The sequence below is a fragment of the Sulfitobacter sp. AS92 genome, assembly GCF_038900015.1.
In the GTDB taxonomy this organism is placed as follows: domain Bacteria; phylum Pseudomonadota; class Alphaproteobacteria; order Rhodobacterales; family Rhodobacteraceae; genus Sulfitobacter.
The window spans coordinates 1-15722 of sequence record NZ_JBBMQL010000005.1 but is presented as its reverse complement, the minus strand read 5'-3'; the positions used below and the strand labels follow the sequence as shown (position 1 = coordinate 15722).

Genomic DNA, 15722 nt, shown 5'->3' with positions numbered 1-15722 from the left:
CTCTTACACGACCATAACAACACAGCGAGGTAAGACGCCATGGCCTTTGATCTGGTCACGATTCCATGTCTGTCGGACAACTACGCCTTCTTGCTTCGCGATCATGACAGCGGCGCGGTGGCCCTCGTCGATGTGCCCGAGGCCGTGCCGATCATGGCAGAGCTTAATCGCCGTGGCTGGACGTTGAGCCAAGTTTGGCTGACCCACCACCACCCCGACCACGTCCAAGGTCTGGCCGAGTTGCTCACCCGTTTCCCCGCGCAAGTGATCGGCGCAAGGGCCGATTCCCACCGCCTCCCCCCGCTCGACCGCGAAGTGGCAGAGGGAGACAGCATCGCGTTGGGCGCGCTGCAAGCCGAAGTTCTGGATGTGTCGGGCCACACCGTGGGTCATATCGCCTTTCATGTGCCGGAGGCCAAAGCGGCCTTTACCGCCGACAGCCTTATGGCGCTCGGCTGTGGGCGCCTGTTTGAGGGCACGCCCGCGCAGATGTGGGAAAGCCTGCAAAGGCTCGCTGCCCTGCCCAGCGATACCACGATCTGCTCGGGCCACGAATACACCGCCGCCAATGCAAAATTCGCGCTGACCGTTGATCCGGACAACGCGGCACTTATATCAAGGGCCAAGGACATCGACAGCGCCCGTGACAAGGGGCAGCCGACGGTCCCCTCGCAGCTTTCACTGGAACTAGAAACCAATCCCTTTCTGCGCCCGGGCGATCCCGCCATCCGCGCCACCTTGGGGATGCCAGACGCCACCGACACGGAAGTGTTCACCGAAATCCGCAAGCGAAAAGACCAGTTCTGATTGCCTGCAATCATGGCCCAAAATCCCCGCTCACGTGAAATGTGACCGATTCGGACCAGAATCTTCTTGAAGATGGGCGATGATCAACCAAACTCTAATACTATGAGGCCATGGTCGGACCGGGGCCTGAGATATCTCAGCACCTCACCGACCCCGATCGAAAAGGAGCACGCCCGTGCCTTCATTCTCGACTACACTTGAGCAGGCAATCCACGCGGCCCTCGCGCTGGCCAATGCCCGCCGCCATGAATTCGCCACGCTGGAGCACCTGCTGTTGGCGCTGCTTGATGAACCTGACGCGGTTCAGGTGATGAAAGCCTGTTCGGTCGACGTCTCTGATCTGCGCGACACGCTGGTTGAATTTGTCGACGATGACCTGAGCAATCTGGTCACCGACATTGACGGCTCTGAGGCTGTGCCGACCGCCGCTTTCCAGCGCGTGATCCAACGCGCCGCCATCCACGTGCAATCTTCGGGCCGGACCGAAGTGACCGGGGCCAATGTGCTTGTCGCGATCTTTGCCGAACGCGAAAGCAACGCCGCCTACTTCCTGCAAGAGCAGGACATGACCCGCTATGACGCGGTGAACTTCATTGCCCACGGCGTGGCGAAAGACCCCGCTTATGGCGAAGCCCGCCCCGTGAGCGGCGCGCCCGAGCATGAAGAAGAGCCCCAAGGCGTCACCGACGGCGACAAGAAAGAATCCGCGCTGGCTAAATACTGCGTAGATCTGAACGCAAAATCCCGCGAGGGCGACATCGATCCGCTGATCGGCCGCGAGAGCGAAGTTGAGCGTTGTATTCAGGTGCTCTGCCGCCGGCGGAAAAATAACCCGCTTCTCGTGGGGGATCCGGGCGTTGGCAAAACCGCCATCGCCGAAGGTCTGGCGCGCAAGATCGTCGCAGGTGAAACGCCTGAGGTTCTTGCCAACACCACGATCTACTCGCTCGACATGGGCGCGCTGCTTGCGGGCACCCGCTACCGCGGTGATTTCGAAGAACGCCTGAAAGCCGTCGTGACAGAGCTGGAAGAGCATAAAGACGCAGTGCTGTTTATCGACGAGATTCACACCGTGATCGGCGCAGGTGCCACATCGGGCGGCGCGATGGACGCTTCAAACCTCCTGAAGCCGGCGCTTCAGGGTGGCAAACTGCGCACCATGGGCTCCACGACTTATAAGGAGTTCCGCCAGCACTTTGAAAAGGACCGCGCGCTGAGCCGCCGTTTCCAGAAGATCGACGTGAGCGAGCCTTCGGTTGAAGACGCCACCAAGATCCTCAAGGGTCTGAAGCCTTATTTTGAGGAGCATCACAGCGTCAAATACACGGCCGATGCGATCAAGACGTCGGTGGAACTGGCGCATCGCTACATCAACGACCGCAAGCTGCCCGATAGCGCCATCGACGTGATCGATGAAGCGGGTGCCGCCCAGCATCTCGTGGCTGCATCTAAGCGCCGCAAGACCATCGGCACCAAAGAGGTCGAAGCCGTCGTGGCCAAGATCGCCCGCATTCCGCCGAAGAACGTGTCGAAAGACGATGTGGTGGTGCTGAAGGATCTGGAAAGCTCGCTCAAACGGGTGGTCTTTGGTCAGGACGACGCCATCGTGGCGCTGAGCTCCGCGATCAAACTGTCGCGGGCTGGCCTACGTGAGCCGGACAAACCAATCGGCAACTACCTCTTTGCAGGCCCCACCGGTGTCGGCAAGACCGAGGTCGCCAAACAACTGGCGGATACCTTGGGCGTGGAACTGCTGCGCTTCGATATGTCGGAGTATATGGAGAAACACGCGGTCTCTCGCTTGATCGGTGCCCCTCCGGGCTACGTCGGCTTTGACCAAGGCGGTATGTTGACTGATGGTGTGGATCAGCATCCGCACTGTGTGCTGCTGCTTGACGAGATGGAGAAGGCGCACCCAGACGTCTATAACATCCTGTTGCAGGTGATGGACCACGGCAAGCTGACCGACCACAATGGCCGGACAGTGGATTTCCGCAATGTGGTGCTGATCATGACCTCTAACGCCGGCGCATCCGAGCAGGCGAAAGAGGCCGTGGGCTTTGGCCGGGAGCGGCGCACTGGTGAAGACACCGCCGCGATTGAACGGACGTTCACGCCAGAGTTCCGCAACCGTCTTGATGCTGTCATCAGCTTTGCGCCGCTGCCGAAATCGGTGATCCTGCGGGTGGTCGAAAAGTTTGTGCTCCAACTCGAAGCACAGCTGATGGACCGCAACGTGACCATCGAGCTTAGCAAGAAAGCCGCCGAATGGCTGGCCGACAAAGGCTACGATGACAAGATGGGCGCGCGCCCCTTGGGCCGCGTGATCCAAGAGCACATCAAAAAGCCGCTGGCCGAAGAACTCCTGTTCGGCAAGCTCGCGAAAGGCGGTGTGGTCAAGGTGGGTGCCAAGAAGGGCGAGTTGACGATCGAAGTGCTGGGCGTTGAAAACAAGCGCCTGTCGGGTGATCGGCCGCCCCTGCTGACCGCAGAATGATCTACAGGGCCGTTCTGGCCCTGATCCTCTCCTCCGCCGGCCCCGCGCTGGCGGAGGAGTTGCAACTGGCCTTTCCGCTTGATTGCACCCTTGGGCAAGATTGCCACATTCAACAATATATGGACCACGACCCCAGCAGTGCTGCGCAGGATTACCGCTGTTCGGGGCTGACCTATGACGGCCATAAAGGCACCGACTTTGCCCTGCCCGACCTTGCTGCAATGGACGCAGGCGTATTCGTCCGCGCTGCGGCTGGTGGTATGGTCAAAGGCGTGCGCGACGGCATGGACGACGGCGCACCCCTTAGCCAAGTGCAGGGGCGCGAGTGCGGTAATGGCGTGGTGATCGACAACGGTAACGGGTGGGAAACGCAGTATTGCCATTTAAAGCGCGGCTCCCTACGCGTCACCGACGGCCAGCAGATCGCCGAAGGTGACGTCATCGGGCAAGTCGGCCAATCCGGCAGGGCCGCCTTCCCTCATCTGCACCTTTCGCTGCGCCACAATGGCGAACCGGTTGATCCCTTTGACGCGGGTGGCACTGACTGCGCGGCTGAGCCTTCCGAAACTCTTTGGCAAGACACCCCGCCCTACCGCCCCGGTGGGCTGATCGCAGTGGGTTTCGCGGATCATGTGCCCAATTACGCGGCCATCAAAGCAGGCGGTGCCGGGCGCGAGACCCTCCCCACAGATGCACCTGCCTTGGTGATCTATGGCTACAGCTACGGCACGCAAAAGGACGACGTTTTGCGGCTAAGTCTTTCAGGCCCAAACGGTGTGGTGATTGAAAAAGACGTGGTGATGGACAAGCCCCAAGCGCAGTCCTTCCGCGCCGTTGGCAAACGTATGGCGTCTCGGAAGTGGCCTCCAGGTCGCTATACTGGCACCGCGACCCTGCTGCGCGCGGGCCGTGTCATTGATGAAAAGAATGGCTTCGTAACCGTTCGTTAACCACCCGGCGCGATCACTTCTCGGTAAACTTCAACTCGATCCGCCGGTTTTGCGTCCGTGCGGCTTCGGTATTGCCCTCGGCCACGGGCTGATACTGGCCAAAGCCGTTGGCCGCCAGACGATCCGGCGCGATGCCGAGGAAGTTGACCATATATTTGACGACCGACAGCGCCCGCGCTTGGCTCAGCTCCCAGTTATCGGCAAACTCGCCAAAGCCTGAAAGTGGCACGTTGTCGGTATGACCGTCGACCCGGATCACCCAGTCAATCTCAGTGGGGATATCGTCCACAACACTGCGCAAAATGCCTGCGACCTTGGCGATCTCGCCCTGCCCATCTTGGCTCAGCACGGCGCTGCCCTGTCCAAACAGCACCTCGGAGGAGAAGACAAAGCGGTCGCCTTCGATTCGTACGCCTTCTTGATTGCCCAAAAGGTTGCGCAGACGGCCAAAGAATTCCGACCGGTACTGTGCCAGATCCTTGCTTTCCTCTTCCAGACGCTTGCGCTCTGCCGCTTCCAATTCAGCGCGGCGGCGCTCTTCCGCTGCGACCCGCGCAAGGGCGGTGTTGAGCTCAGACCCCAGCGATTGCAACTCGACCGAATTCGCCGCATCCCGCGCCACGGCATCGTCCAAAAGCGCCTGAAGATTGCCCAATTGCGCGCGCAGTTCTGCAACCTGCTGGTTGAGCAGTTCGGTCTGACGCCGCGCCTCGGCACTTACGGCTTTTTCTTCGGCCAAGGTCTGCTCGGCCTGCGCCAACAGGGCCGCCCGGCGTTCGGCGGCGGTGGTATTGTCTTCGGCTAATGTCTCAGCTGCGAGCTTTGCCGCCAACGCCTGTGCCAGCCGTTCGCGCAAGTCAGCTTGATCGCCACTCAACGCATCGCCCTCGGCTTCAAGCAGTTGCACGCGGCTCAATGCCTCGGAAAGCCGTGCGTTCAAGTCCTGTTCGGTGACCTCCGCCTGCGCCAATCGCGCGCGCAGGTCTTCTTCGGTACCCTCAGCCGCTTCAACCTGTGCCTCCAGCGTCGCGCGCTCGGCTTCGAATTCTGTACCGCTCTGCTCAAGGGTCTCCATCCGCAGCAGGGCAGCGGCCAGTTCGGTATCAAGATCGCTGCGCGCCGCGCGGGCGGCAGCCAGCAGGGTCAGAGTATCTTCTGCTTCCTTGCGCTGCGCCTCAAGCGCGAGGGTCATGGCGGTCAGCTCAGCATCTGCATTTTCCAGCCGATCACGCAGCGCTTGCGCGGCCGCGGCCTCTGCCAGCCGCGCGGTCTCTTCCTCGCTCAGCGCCTCTTCCGCTTCGGCTACCTGCGTATTCAGCGTGGCAACTTCGGCCTCTGCCTCGGCAATTTGTGCCCGAAGGTCAGCGACCAGCGCATCCAACGCTTCGCGTTTCGCCGCAGCCAAACGGGCCGTTTCGGCCTGCACGTCAATCTCATCACGGGCGGTGCTAAGCGCGAGGTTCAGCGCCTCTTGTTCATCTAGCAACTCAGCTTCGCGGTTTTCCAAAGTGCCGATACGGGCCTGATCCGTCGCCTGCGAAGCTAACAGCGCCGCAACGCGGGCCTCGAACCCCGTGATCTGCGCCTCTGCGGCTTTCAAGGCCGCGTCCTGCTCATCACGTTCGGTCGTTAGTCCGGCAATCACGGCCTCTTGCCGCGAGACTTCATCCTGCGCGTCATTCAGCGATGCGTTGAGCGCCCCAAGCCGTGCCTCCAACCGGGCGCTGGTGCGTTCCTCGACGCCGAGCGCTTGCGCAAGGGCGGCAACCTCTCCGGCCAGTTCATTCAATTCGCTTTCTTGGCCACTGATGCGTTCAGTTAGGACGAATTGCACCACCATGAAAATGGTCAAAACGAACATCAAAACCAGCAAAAGCCCGGTCATCGCATCGACGAACCCCGGCCAGATAGAGCCCTGAAACCGCGTGCCTGACCGCCGGGAAAGTGCCATTACTGGTCCCCGCCACCGGGGGCGTCACCGGCCCGCAGGCGCCGCGCATCCGGCGCGCGTTGGCCGGAAAGTGCCTTGGCCAGCAATGAGATATCCTTGCGGAGTTCAGCCATGGTTTCCTGTCGCCCGGCGGAAATTTCTTCTAAAATGCGGAGCATTTGCACATCGATCGACCGCAGCCGCATTCGGCTTTCGGCATCAATCCCTTCGCCCGTGACCTGACCTTCGAGGACAGAAACCAAACGCTCTTGTCCCTCGGCCACCCGCGTCAGGGCCGCCCCGGTCGGATCGTGCCGTTCCATCCTTGTGGTCATCCGGTCCACAGCATCGGCAAGCTTGCCCAGTTTGTCATCTACCATGGACCGGCTGATATCGGACTGGGTGAACATCTGTTGCATTTCGCCCATCTGTTCGACCATCTGATCCATCACGCTGGCCATGATGCTCTGGTCGCTCACATCGTCGCCGGAGGTCAGACCGACCCGCGTGATCGAACTGAGCCAATCTTCCAGCTCTTGATAGAACCGGTTCTGCCCGTGGCCTGCGAAAAGCTCCAACAGCCCGACGACGAGAGAGCCCGCAAGGCCGAGAAGCGACGAACCAAATGCCACGCCCATGCCGCCCAACTGGGCCTCAAGCCCGGTCATGAGGCGGCCAAAGACATCAACGCCCGCCTCACCCTCGCCCGGGGCGAGCGAGCGGATCGTATCGACAACCGCAGGCACCGTCGTGGCAAGCCCGTAAAAGGTACCAAGAAGGCCGAGAAAAATCAGCATGTTGACGATATAGCGCGTGATCTCGCGCACTTCGTCGATGCGCGAGGCGACAGAATCGAGAATCGAGCGGGTGGAGGCCGTGCTCACCTGCATCCGCGCGCCGCGCTGGCGCAGAAGCGATGCCAATGGCGCCAGCAGTTGCGGCGGCTGGGCGTCGGGTTCGGAGTTGTCGGCGGCGAAATCCTCAATCCAGCGGACCGAGCCGATAAGCTGCGTCACCTGATAAAAACAGGCCAGCACACCGACGACGAAAACAAAGATGATGACCCCATTAAGCCATGGGTTCGCGGCAAAGATCGGCAGCACGCTGGGCAGGGCCAAAAAAGCGCCCACGCCGGTCAATGCCAATACGATCAGCATCAGAGAAATCTGACGCACCGGTTGTGAAAACTGCGGTTTTGCCTTGCGGTCTGGCTGTGCCATGCGGCCTTTCTTGACCCTCTATTCTGCTCTCGGCGCAGCCTACACTGAAACGCCGGGGGGTTGCCAAGTTTTTATAAGGCCAATGCCCTTACGCGGTCATGCAACCACTCCAACGCAGGGTCATGCAAGCCCACTTCGGAAAGATGCACGGCAGTGTTGATTAAATACTCGGTATTTGGCCCGCGTCCGCCCACCGCACGGGCAATGATTTGGGCCTGTTCTTCCAATGGGAGCCCGCCGCAATATTGGTCATGCGCCGCGTCAATCACATAGGTGACCGCCTCCACATCGCGTCCATCGGTCAGATGCACAGTAAGGTTTTTCTCCAAATAGGCCGACGAGATCAACTCACGCTCGCGCAGATAAACCAGCGTCTGTGCCTCATGCCCCGCCGCCACGCGCATCGCCATGCCTTCGCAGGCCGAGCGGACGGATTCGTCAAGCGCCAGCACCAGCCCCGGCTGTTCGACCGTGCCACGGTGATGGATCGAGCGCATGCAGAACGATCGGGCATAGCCCGGCAGCGTGCCGATCACGCTTTCCGCCACCTCGAAACCGGGATTCCACAAGAGGCTACCGTATCCAAATACCCACATAGTCATCGTGCTGGTCCTTTCTGCTGGCCTTCGATAAACCGCATCTGAAGCACGATTTGAAGGGCTATCGAAATGCGGAAACTGGTTTGGCTGCTGATTTTGCTCGCTGCGCTGTGTGGCGCATGGTGGGCTGCGGCCACGGCGCAAATGCAAAGCACCCTGACCGGCCTGCTCGACAACCGCCGCGCGGCGGGGTGGGATGTAACGCTTAAGGATATCAGCAAGGCCGGTTTCCCCCTCACGCTGCAAAACCGGCTAAGCGGCCTTGCTGTGGCTGAATCGGGCCGAGGTGTGGCATTCGAGGCACCGCAGCTTGACCTATCGGCCCCAGTTTGGTGGCCCGGTGATCTGACCGCGCGCGCGCCGGTCGCGCAGGCCGCGTTCCCTGCGGGGGCGCTGCCCTTGGTCTTGAAAATGCGCGACATGCACGCTGATCTGGCCTTGCATCCCGGCCTATCGCTTCAGCTTGAGGGAATGTTGGCCCGCAGCACCTATCTTGAGGTCAATGGCCCTGATGGCCTGTTGCTGGAAGCCGATGAGCCGCGCATGGAGGTCACGCAGTCTTCCGAGGCTGAGAATGATTACAACATCGCATTGCTGCCGGGCAGGATTGCCCCCGGCCCCTTGCTGCGCAAAGTCCTGGGAGACGGCATCGGCCAACCCGGCGGGCAACCGATCCTGTCGGCACGGATGGCCTTCACCTTTGCCCGCGCGCTGGATCGCCACGCCGCAATGACCGGCACCCTGCCTCAGATCGACGCGCTGACGGTTGAGAACGTGGACGTGGCATGGGGCGATGTGGCGCTGGCCACCGAAGGGGCGCTTACATTCAACTCTGAGGGTGTTCCTGCGGGCGTGTTGAGCCTGCGGGTCACTAATTGGCCTAAGCTGTTGGACGCGGGGGAACGTGCAGGGTTTTTGCCGCCATCGATGCGCGGGCAGGTCAATACCATGCTGCGCCTGCTAGAGGCACGGGGCGGTACAACCGGCGGGCTTGATCTTGATCTGGTCTTTGCAGAGGGGCAGATGGTGCTGGCAGGCATTCCGCTTGGCGCGGCACCTCAATTGATCCAGCCGTAAACCGCCCTCAGCGACAATAGCTGCCGCTGCGGTACCGCGCGGTGTCAAAGTGAAAATGATCTTGGTGGAAACGGTCGGATTCGGGGCCAAGCACTGTGCCGAACGGCCCACAGGCGCCCCGATGCATCCGCCGCATTGCCTCACTGGTGCGCCGAGCGCGCCAGCCTTTTAGGACAGTGATCGTGCTACCATCTGCCAGTTCAAACCCAGAGATGTCGATCGCGCGGCCTTTCCCATGTTCGGAAATCTTGCCGCCCTTGCGGTTGTTCCGCGTGCGGCAGGCGTAATGCGCGGCGACCCTCAATTGCTTAAGTCCACCGCCCTGCCCCGCCAAGGCGGGCACCGCCGATTGCCGCACCCAAGTATCGAGCGCTTTGGCCGTGGTGCAGTCCATCACGGCAGAATTGCTAAGCTTGATGCCAGAGACGGAGCGTATCTTCACCGCATTCTCAATCCCGCAACCGCTGATCTTGCCGGGCACCCGGCCAACCTGCGCGCCCTGAATCGCCAAATCGCCGCAGACCGCGCCTTTGGCCAGCATCTGTTGACGCGCGCGGGCGGCTTTCTCAGCCTTGCGGCTGCGCAGCGTAGGGCGAAGAGAGGATTTCATTCCCTGTCCTCCCTCGGCGGCAGCACGCGCAGCGGGATCCCGTTTGGGCTGTTCGATCGCCCCCGAGGGCACGACGATCACCGGCAGGGTATCGCCGTTGTCCCGAGGGACCGGGCGCTGCGACCTGTCCGGCCCTGCGGCCAAGGCCATCTGCCCCAGCACGATCAGCGACAGAACAACCCAGCCTTTCATGACTTGCGCGCGCCGCGGCCAAAGTCGGGCGCATCGGTGTCTTGTCCCGCCTCAATAATGCCGCGGCGGATCGCGCGCGTGCGGGTGAAATAGGCGTGTAGGTGATCGCCATCGCCGGTGCGAATGGCGCGCTGCAGGGCGAAAAGCTCTTCGGTGAAGCGCCCTAGAATTTCCAGCGTCGCGTCTTTGTTGGTCAGGAACACGTCACGCCACATGGTCGGATCACTGGCGGCAATTCGGGTGAAATCTCGGAAACCGGCGGCAGAATACTTGATGACTTCGCTGTCGGTCACCCGGCGCAGATCATCGGCCACGCCCACCATCGTATAGGCAATCAGGTGTGGCGCATGAGAGGTCACGGCCAGCACGAGGTCATGATGCTCGGCGTCCATTTCCTCAACGTTGGCCCCCGCCCCTTCCCACAACGCACGCAGCCGGGCGATGGCATCCGCGTCTGTCCCCTCAACGGGGACAAGCAAGCACCAGCGATTATCGAAGAGCTCAGCAAAGCCGCTGCGCGGGCCAGAATGCTCGGTGCCCGCCAACGGGTGGCCGGGAATAAAATGCACGCCATTCGGCAGATGCGGACCGACCTGCGCGATGACATCCGCCTTGACCGAACCTACATCCGTAACGGTCGCCCCCGGTGCCAGATGCGGCGCGATTTCGGCGGCCACGGCGCCCATGACGCCCACGGGCACGCAGAGCACCACCAGATCGGCGCCCGCCACGGCTTCGGCCACACTATCGCAGACCCGGTCGCAAAGGCCGATCTCGCGCGCGGTGGCGCGGGTCTCATCGCTTCGGGCATAGCCCGTGACTTCGCCCGCCAGTCCGCCGCGCTTGATCGCCCAGAAAAGCGAGGACGCAATCAGCCCCAGCCCGATCAGGGCGACCCTGTCATAAACCTGTGCCATCAGCGCGCCCCCTTGAACTGCCGCACGGCATGAACCACGCGACGGCACGCGCTCTCATCCCCCACGGTGATCCGCAGACATTGCGGCAGGTTGTAGCCCGCCACCCGCCGCACGATCAGCCCTTGGGTTTTGAGGTAATCATCACAGGCCTCAGCCTCCGCCTGATTGGCGAAACGGGCCAGCACGAAGTTGGCGCAAGAGACATCCGAAGGCACACCGATCTCGGCCAGCGCATCTGCCAGCCATGTCCGCCAACGGGCATTCTCGGTCCGGCAATGGTCGGTATAAGCGCGGTCGCGGATCGCAGCCTCGGCAGCGGCAAGAGCTGCCTGCGAAAGGTTAAACGGCCCCCGCACACGGTTGAGCACGTCGATCACGTGGGCCGGACCGTAGCCCCACCCAATCCGCAGCCCGCCCAACCCGTAGAGTTTGGAGAAAGTCCGCGTCATCACCACATTGTCGCGACGGTCGACCAGTTCGGCCCCACCGTCATAGCCCTCGACATATTCGGCATAGGCACCATCCAGCACCAACAGCGCCTGCGGTGGCAGCCCTTCAGCCAGCCGTTCAATCTCGGCCAAGCCGATCATCGTGCCGGTGGGGTTGTTGGGATTGGCAATGAACACCAGCCGCGTCGCATCGGTACAGGCCGCAAGGATCGCATCGACATCGGTGACGCGCTCACGTTCGCGGACCTCTACCGGTGTAGCGCCCGCAGCAAGCGCCGAAATGCGGTACATGGCAAAGCCGTGTTCGGTATGCACCACTTCGGTGCCCGGCCCGGCGTAGGCCTGGCACAGGAAGGCAATCACCTCATCCGAGCCTGCGCCGCAAATGATCCGATCAGCGTCCAGCCCCAGTACCTCGGCAATCGCGCCGCGCAGGGCGCGGTGGTCCGAGGATGGGTAGCGATGTAGATCGTAGGCGGCGCGGCGATAGGCCTCAATGGCAGCGGGGCTTGGCCCCAGTGGGTTCTCATTTGAGCTGAGCTTGACCACGTTATCAAGGCCCGCGACATGCGCTGCACCCCCTTGATAAAGGTCGATCTCCATAATGCCCGGCTGCGGTGCGATCTTTGTCATCTCGCTCTCTTCCTCACGCTACTGCCGCCCTTCTACCGGGGCCAGTGCGGCGATGCCACAGCAAGTTTGCTGCAGCCCTACAGCGCGCAATTCTGCGCGAAGCATCCCGCGCAAAGAAAAAGGCCGCGCGGTCTGCACCACGCGGCCTTTCGGTATTCGACGGGCGAAGAAGCTTAGTTCTTCGCGTAGAATTCCACGACGAGGTTCGGCTCCATCACAACCGGGTATGGCACGTCGGACAGGCCGGGTGTGCGCACGAAGGTTGCTGTCAGCTTGGAGTGATCCGTCTCAAGGTAGTCAGGCACGTCACGCTCGGGCAGTTGAACCGCTTCGAGAACGGAAGCCAACTGCTTGGAACGGTCACGCACTTCGATGACGTCACCCTCTTTCACGCGGTAGGAGGGGATGTTCACTTTTCTGCCGTTCACACGAACGTGGCCGTGGTTCACGAACTGGCGTGCTGCGAAAACGGTTGCAACGAACTTGGCGCGGTACACAACGGCGTCCAGGCGACGCTCAAGCAGACCGATCAGGTTTTCACCGGTATCGCCTTTAACACGCTCGGCTTCGCCGTAGATGCGACGGAACTGCTTTTCGGTCAGGTCGCCGTAGTAGCCCTTGAGCTTCTGCTTGGCGCGCAGCTGGATACCGAAATCGGAAATCTTGCCCTTACGACGCTGGCCGTGCTGGCCGGGGCCGTATTCACGACGGTTAACTGGGGATTTTGGACGGCCCCAAATGTTTTCGCCCATGCGGCGGTCTAGTTTGTGCTTGGCAGCTGTGCGTTTGGTCACGGCTGTTCTCCTTTATAAGGCCCCGAGGGGCAGTAAAGGGCGTTGTCCTTTGGCCGAAGCCCGACAGGGTTCCCCTTGCGGGGTCCACCAACACCAATGAAGGGGCGCTTATACGGTGCCATGGCCGGGAGTCAACGGGGGATTTCAGCGAGAGCGATACACCCTGCCCTAACGCGCCAGCGCCGCACAGGGGCCGTGGCGGTGGCAGGTCAGGATATGATCATTCACCAGCCCGCAGGCCTCCATCCACGCATAGGTGATCGTCGGCCCGCAGAACTTGAAACCGGCCTTCTTGAGGTCTTTGCTGACCTGCTCTGACAGCGCTGTTTTCGGTGGCACGTCAGACTGCGTGGCAAAGTGGTTTTGCAACGGCACCCCGTCGACATAGCGCCACATGAAAGTGTCGAACCCTTCGCGCGCCTCCATCTCCTGCCATGCCCGCGCGTTGGTGATTGCGGCCTCAATCTTGCCTCGGTGCCGAATGATGCCCGGATCATCCAGCAGCCGGGTCACATCCGCCTCGCCCCACTCGGCAATCTGATGCGGATCGAACCCAGCAAAAGCGGCGCGAAAGTTGTCGCGCTTTTTAAGGATGGTGATCCAGCTTAACCCGGCCTGAAACCCATCAAGTATCAACTTCTCCCACAACGCGCGGCTGTCATATTCCGGCACGCCCCATTCGGTGTCATGGTAGGCTTGGTAAATCGGGTCGTCCCCGGCCCAGTCACAGCGCTGCATCTTAACTCTCCCGCGGATCCACCGCGGAAATCGCCGCTGATTAAGACCGTGTTATCACCTTTGCGCCCATACCCATGGCAGGACAGAAAGAAGAGTACCGCCGTGCCCCGCCGATTCCAATGCCCTATCGCCGACATCCCTCCCGGAGGGGACAGCCCGCTGAACCACGCGGTCACGCAGCGCGATGCCTCGACCCTTGAGATGGTGCGCGAAGCCGTCGCGCATCGTCAGACACTGCTGGCCTTTCAGCCGGTCATGCGCGCCAGCGATCCCACCCGTATCGCCTTTCACGAAGGGCTCATTCGCCTGCTTGACCCGACGGGCCGTGTGATCCCGGCCAAGGATTTCATGCCGGTCATTGAAGACACAGAAACGGGGCGGCAGGTTGATGTACTGGCTTTGCGGTTGGGGCTGAATGCGCTGCACAGCCACCCCGGCCTGCGCCTTTCAATCAACATGTCTGCGCGGTCTATCGGGTATCAGGAATGGAACCGCGTATTACGCCACTGGCTCGCCCGGGATTCAACTTTGGGAGAGCGGCTGATCCTTGAGATAACCGAGAGCTCAGCCATGATGGTGCCGGAACTTGTGGCAAACTTTATGGATCAGCTGCAGCCTTATGGCATCTGCTTTGCAATGGATGATTTCGGAGCGGGGCAAACCGCAATCCGCTATTTTAAGGATTTTTACTTCGATATCCTAAAACTTGATGGCCAGTTCATCCGCGGGATCGCTACGAACCCCGATAACCGCGCATTGACTGCGGCGCTCATGTCGATCGCCACGCATTTTGACATGCTCACTGTGGCCGAATGCGTCGAAAACGCTGCCGATGCGGCGGTTTTGACCGAAATGGGCATCAACTGTCTGCAGGGCTATCACTACGCCGCGCCGACCACCCGACCCGATTGGCTTGATCTCGGCCACGCCCGCGCAACTGGGTAACCTTTGATCTTTGATGTGATGTCGATGACGGGGTGCTGTCTGCTCAGTTGCCGCGTTGCGGCGCATCCGCTATCACTACCTCAGAGGGACGGAGGCGCCCACGCCCGACGACGGCGCGTGTCGGTGTGCCCCCGCCCAGTCAGGTAGAGGAAAGTCACATCATGACCAATGTCGTCATCGCATCCGCCGCCCGTACCGCCGTGGGCAGTTTCGGCGGGGCGTTTGCCAATACACCCGCCCATGATCTTGGTGCCGCCGTTCTAAAAGAACTGGTAGCCCGCGCCGGGGTGGACCCGTCCGAAGTGTCTGAGACCATTTTGGGTCAGGTGCTAACCGCCGCTCAGGGTCAGAACCCCGCGCGTCAGGCGCATATCAATGCGGGCCTGCCGAAAGAGAGCGCTGCTTGGGGCATTAACCAAGTCTGCGGCTCGGGCCTGCGCGCCGTTGCGCTGGCGGCACAGCATATCCAATTGGGTGACGCGAACATCGTCGCCGCAGGTGGTCAGGAAAACATGTCCATGAGCCCCCATGCGCAAAACCTGCGTGCCGGGCAGAAAATGGGCGATCTGCAGTTCATCGACACGATGATCCGCGACGGCCTGTGGGACGCGTTCAACGGTTACCACATGGGCCAAACGGCCGAAAACGTCGCCGAAAAATGGCAAATTTCCCGCGATCAGCAGGATGAATTCGCCGTCGCCTCGCAAAACAAGGCCGAGGCCGCGCAGAAGGCTGGAAAATTCGCGGATGAGATCGTCGCCTACACCATCAAAACCCGCAAGGGCGAGACGGTCGTCGATCAAGACGAATACATCCGCCATGGGGCCACCATGGAAGCGATGCAAAAACTGCGCCCTGCCTTTACCAAGGATGGCTCGGTTACAGCGGCTAACGCTTCGGGCCTGAACGACGGCGCAGCGGGTGCCCTGCTGATGAGCGCCGAAGACGCCGAAAAGCGCGGCATCACCCCGCTGGCGCGCATCGCCTCCTATGCCACGGCAGGTCTCGACCCGTCGATCATGGGTGTCGGCCCCGTCTACGCCTCGCGCAAAGCGCTGGAGAAAGCCGGTTGGAAGCCTGAAGACCTTGATCTGGTGGAAGCCAACGAAGCCTTTGCCGCGCAGGCCTGCGCCGTGAACAAGGAAATGGGCTGGGACCCTGAGATCGTGAACGTGAACGGCGGCGCCATTGCCATCGGTCACCCAATCGGTGCCTCCGGTGCGCGCGTGCTCAACACCTTGCTGTTCGAAATGCAGCGTCGCGGCGCCAAAAAAGGTTTGGCTACCTTGTGTATCGGCGGCGGTATGGGTGTTGCCATGTGCCTTGAGCGCCCCTAAAACTAAAATCGGCGCGCAACTTTGTTG

14 protein-coding genes are annotated in these 15722 nt (G+C 61.3%); 6 read left to right on the top strand and 8 right to left on the bottom strand.

Going from position 1 to position 15722, the window contains the following annotated elements:
* Positions 1 to 39: 39 nt before the first annotated feature.
* The 3 genes from gloB to WNY61_RS10740 all read left to right on the top strand — a co-directional run bounded on the left by gloB (position 40) and on the right by WNY61_RS10740 (position 4254).
* Positions 40 to 807 (top strand): hydroxyacylglutathione hydrolase, encoded by a 768-nt coding sequence (gloB, locus tag WNY61_RS10750; RefSeq protein WP_342851447.1) that lies wholly within the window; start codon positions 40 to 42, stop codon positions 805 to 807.
* A gap of 175 nt (positions 808 to 982) precedes the next feature.
* A complete protein-coding gene (clpA, locus tag WNY61_RS10745) occupies positions 983 to 3304 on the top strand; it encodes an ATP-dependent Clp protease ATP-binding subunit ClpA (protein WP_342851446.1) in 2322 nt (773 codons plus the stop codon).
* Positions 3301 to 4254 (top strand): M23 family metallopeptidase, encoded by a 954-nt coding sequence (locus tag WNY61_RS10740; RefSeq protein ID WP_342851445.1) that lies wholly within the window; start codon positions 3301 to 3303, stop codon positions 4252 to 4254. Before clpA ends, WNY61_RS10740 begins: the two co-directional genes overlap by 4 nt.
* Before the next feature lie 13 nt (positions 4255 to 4267).
* On the opposite strand, the gene WNY61_RS10735 is transcribed toward WNY61_RS10740, so the two are convergent.
* The 3 genes from WNY61_RS10735 to WNY61_RS10725 all read right to left on the bottom strand — a co-directional run bounded on the left by WNY61_RS10735 (position 4268) and on the right by WNY61_RS10725 (position 8006).
* Positions 4268 to 6205, bottom strand: coding sequence for a peptidoglycan -binding protein (locus WNY61_RS10735; protein WP_342851444.1), 1938 nt, complete (start codon positions 6203 to 6205; stop codon positions 4268 to 4270).
* Positions 6205 to 7404 carry a biopolymer transporter ExbB gene (locus tag WNY61_RS10730; RefSeq protein WP_342851443.1) on the bottom strand — a complete coding sequence of 400 codons (1200 nt, stop codon included), beginning with the start codon at positions 7402 to 7404 and terminating at the stop codon, positions 6205 to 6207. Before WNY61_RS10730 ends, WNY61_RS10735 begins: the two co-directional genes overlap by 1 nt.
* 71 nt (positions 7405 to 7475) lie before the next feature.
* On the bottom strand, positions 7476 to 8006 hold the full coding sequence (locus WNY61_RS10725) for a gamma-glutamylcyclotransferase (RefSeq protein ID WP_342851442.1): 531 nt from the start codon (positions 8004 to 8006) through the stop codon (positions 7476 to 7478).
* Positions 8007 to 8072: 66 nt separating this feature from the next.
* Here WNY61_RS10725 and WNY61_RS10720 point away from each other — a divergent pair, with 66 nt between their 5' ends.
* Positions 8073 to 9080 (top strand): DUF2125 domain-containing protein, encoded by a 1008-nt coding sequence (locus WNY61_RS10720; RefSeq protein WP_342851441.1) that lies wholly within the window; start codon positions 8073 to 8075, stop codon positions 9078 to 9080.
* Positions 9081 to 9087: 7 nt separating this feature from the next.
* On the opposite strand, the gene WNY61_RS10715 is transcribed toward WNY61_RS10720, so the two are convergent.
* The 5 genes from WNY61_RS10715 to WNY61_RS10695 form a co-directional block, all read right to left on the bottom strand.
* Positions 9088 to 9882: an extensin family protein gene (locus tag WNY61_RS10715; protein ID WP_342851440.1), complete on the bottom strand. Its 795-nt coding sequence runs from the start codon at positions 9880 to 9882 to the stop codon at positions 9088 to 9090.
* Complete coding sequence (locus WNY61_RS10710) at positions 9879 to 10799, bottom strand: prephenate/arogenate dehydrogenase family protein (protein WP_342851439.1); 921 nt, start codon at positions 10797 to 10799, stop codon at positions 9879 to 9881. The genes WNY61_RS10715 and WNY61_RS10710 overlap by 4 nt, the downstream gene beginning before the upstream one ends.
* Positions 10799 to 11881, bottom strand: coding sequence for a histidinol-phosphate transaminase (hisC, locus tag WNY61_RS10705; protein ID WP_342851438.1), 1083 nt, complete (start codon positions 11879 to 11881; stop codon positions 10799 to 10801). Before hisC ends, WNY61_RS10710 begins: the two co-directional genes overlap by 1 nt.
* A gap of 173 nt (positions 11882 to 12054) precedes the next feature.
* Positions 12055 to 12675 (bottom strand): 30S ribosomal protein S4, encoded by a 621-nt coding sequence (gene rpsD, locus WNY61_RS10700; RefSeq protein WP_342851437.1) that lies wholly within the window; start codon positions 12673 to 12675, stop codon positions 12055 to 12057.
* A 168-nt stretch (positions 12676 to 12843) separates the two neighbouring features.
* Positions 12844 to 13413 (bottom strand): DNA-3-methyladenine glycosylase I, encoded by a 570-nt coding sequence (locus WNY61_RS10695; protein WP_342851436.1) that lies wholly within the window; start codon positions 13411 to 13413, stop codon positions 12844 to 12846.
* 102 nt (positions 13414 to 13515) lie between these two features.
* On the opposite strand from WNY61_RS10695, the gene WNY61_RS10690 reads away from it, so the two are divergent.
* Together WNY61_RS10690 and WNY61_RS10685 are read left to right on the top strand one after the other, a co-directional pair.
* A complete protein-coding gene (locus WNY61_RS10690) occupies positions 13516 to 14358 on the top strand; it encodes an EAL domain-containing protein (protein WP_342851435.1) in 843 nt (280 codons plus the stop codon).
* 161 nt (positions 14359 to 14519) lie between these two features.
* Positions 14520 to 15695: an acetyl-CoA C-acetyltransferase gene (locus WNY61_RS10685; RefSeq protein ID WP_342851434.1), complete on the top strand. Its 1176-nt coding sequence runs from the start codon at positions 14520 to 14522 to the stop codon at positions 15693 to 15695.
* Positions 15696 to 15722: the final 27 nt, after the last annotated feature.

Coding starts and splice junctions, on each gene's coding strand:
- gloB (WP_342851447.1), top strand. CDS start 40: ATGGCCTTTGATCTGGTCACGATTCCATGTCTGTCGGACAACTACGCC.
- WNY61_RS10740 (WP_342851445.1), top strand. CDS start 3,301: ATGATCTACAGGGCCGTTCTGGCCCTGATCCTCTCCTCCGCCGGCCCC.
- WNY61_RS10735 (WP_342851444.1), bottom strand. CDS start 6,205: ATGGCACTTTCCCGGCGGTCAGGCACGCGGTTTCAGGGCTCTATCTGG.
- WNY61_RS10730 (WP_342851443.1), bottom strand. CDS start 7,404: ATGGCACAGCCAGACCGCAAGGCAAAACCGCAGTTTTCACAACCGGTG.
- WNY61_RS10725 (WP_342851442.1), bottom strand. CDS start 8,006: ATGACTATGTGGGTATTTGGATACGGTAGCCTCTTGTGGAATCCCGGT.
- WNY61_RS10720 (WP_342851441.1), top strand. CDS start 8,073: ATGCGGAAACTGGTTTGGCTGCTGATTTTGCTCGCTGCGCTGTGTGGC.
- WNY61_RS10715 (WP_342851440.1), bottom strand. CDS start 9,882: ATGAAAGGCTGGGTTGTTCTGTCGCTGATCGTGCTGGGGCAGATGGCC.
- WNY61_RS10710 (WP_342851439.1), bottom strand. CDS start 10,799: ATGGCACAGGTTTATGACAGGGTCGCCCTGATCGGGCTGGGGCTGATT.
- hisC (WP_342851438.1), bottom strand. CDS start 11,881: ATGACAAAGATCGCACCGCAGCCGGGCATTATGGAGATCGACCTTTAT.
- WNY61_RS10695 (WP_342851436.1), bottom strand. CDS start 13,413: ATGCAGCGCTGTGACTGGGCCGGGGACGACCCGATTTACCAAGCCTAC.
- WNY61_RS10685 (WP_342851434.1), top strand. CDS start 14,520: ATGACCAATGTCGTCATCGCATCCGCCGCCCGTACCGCCGTGGGCAGT.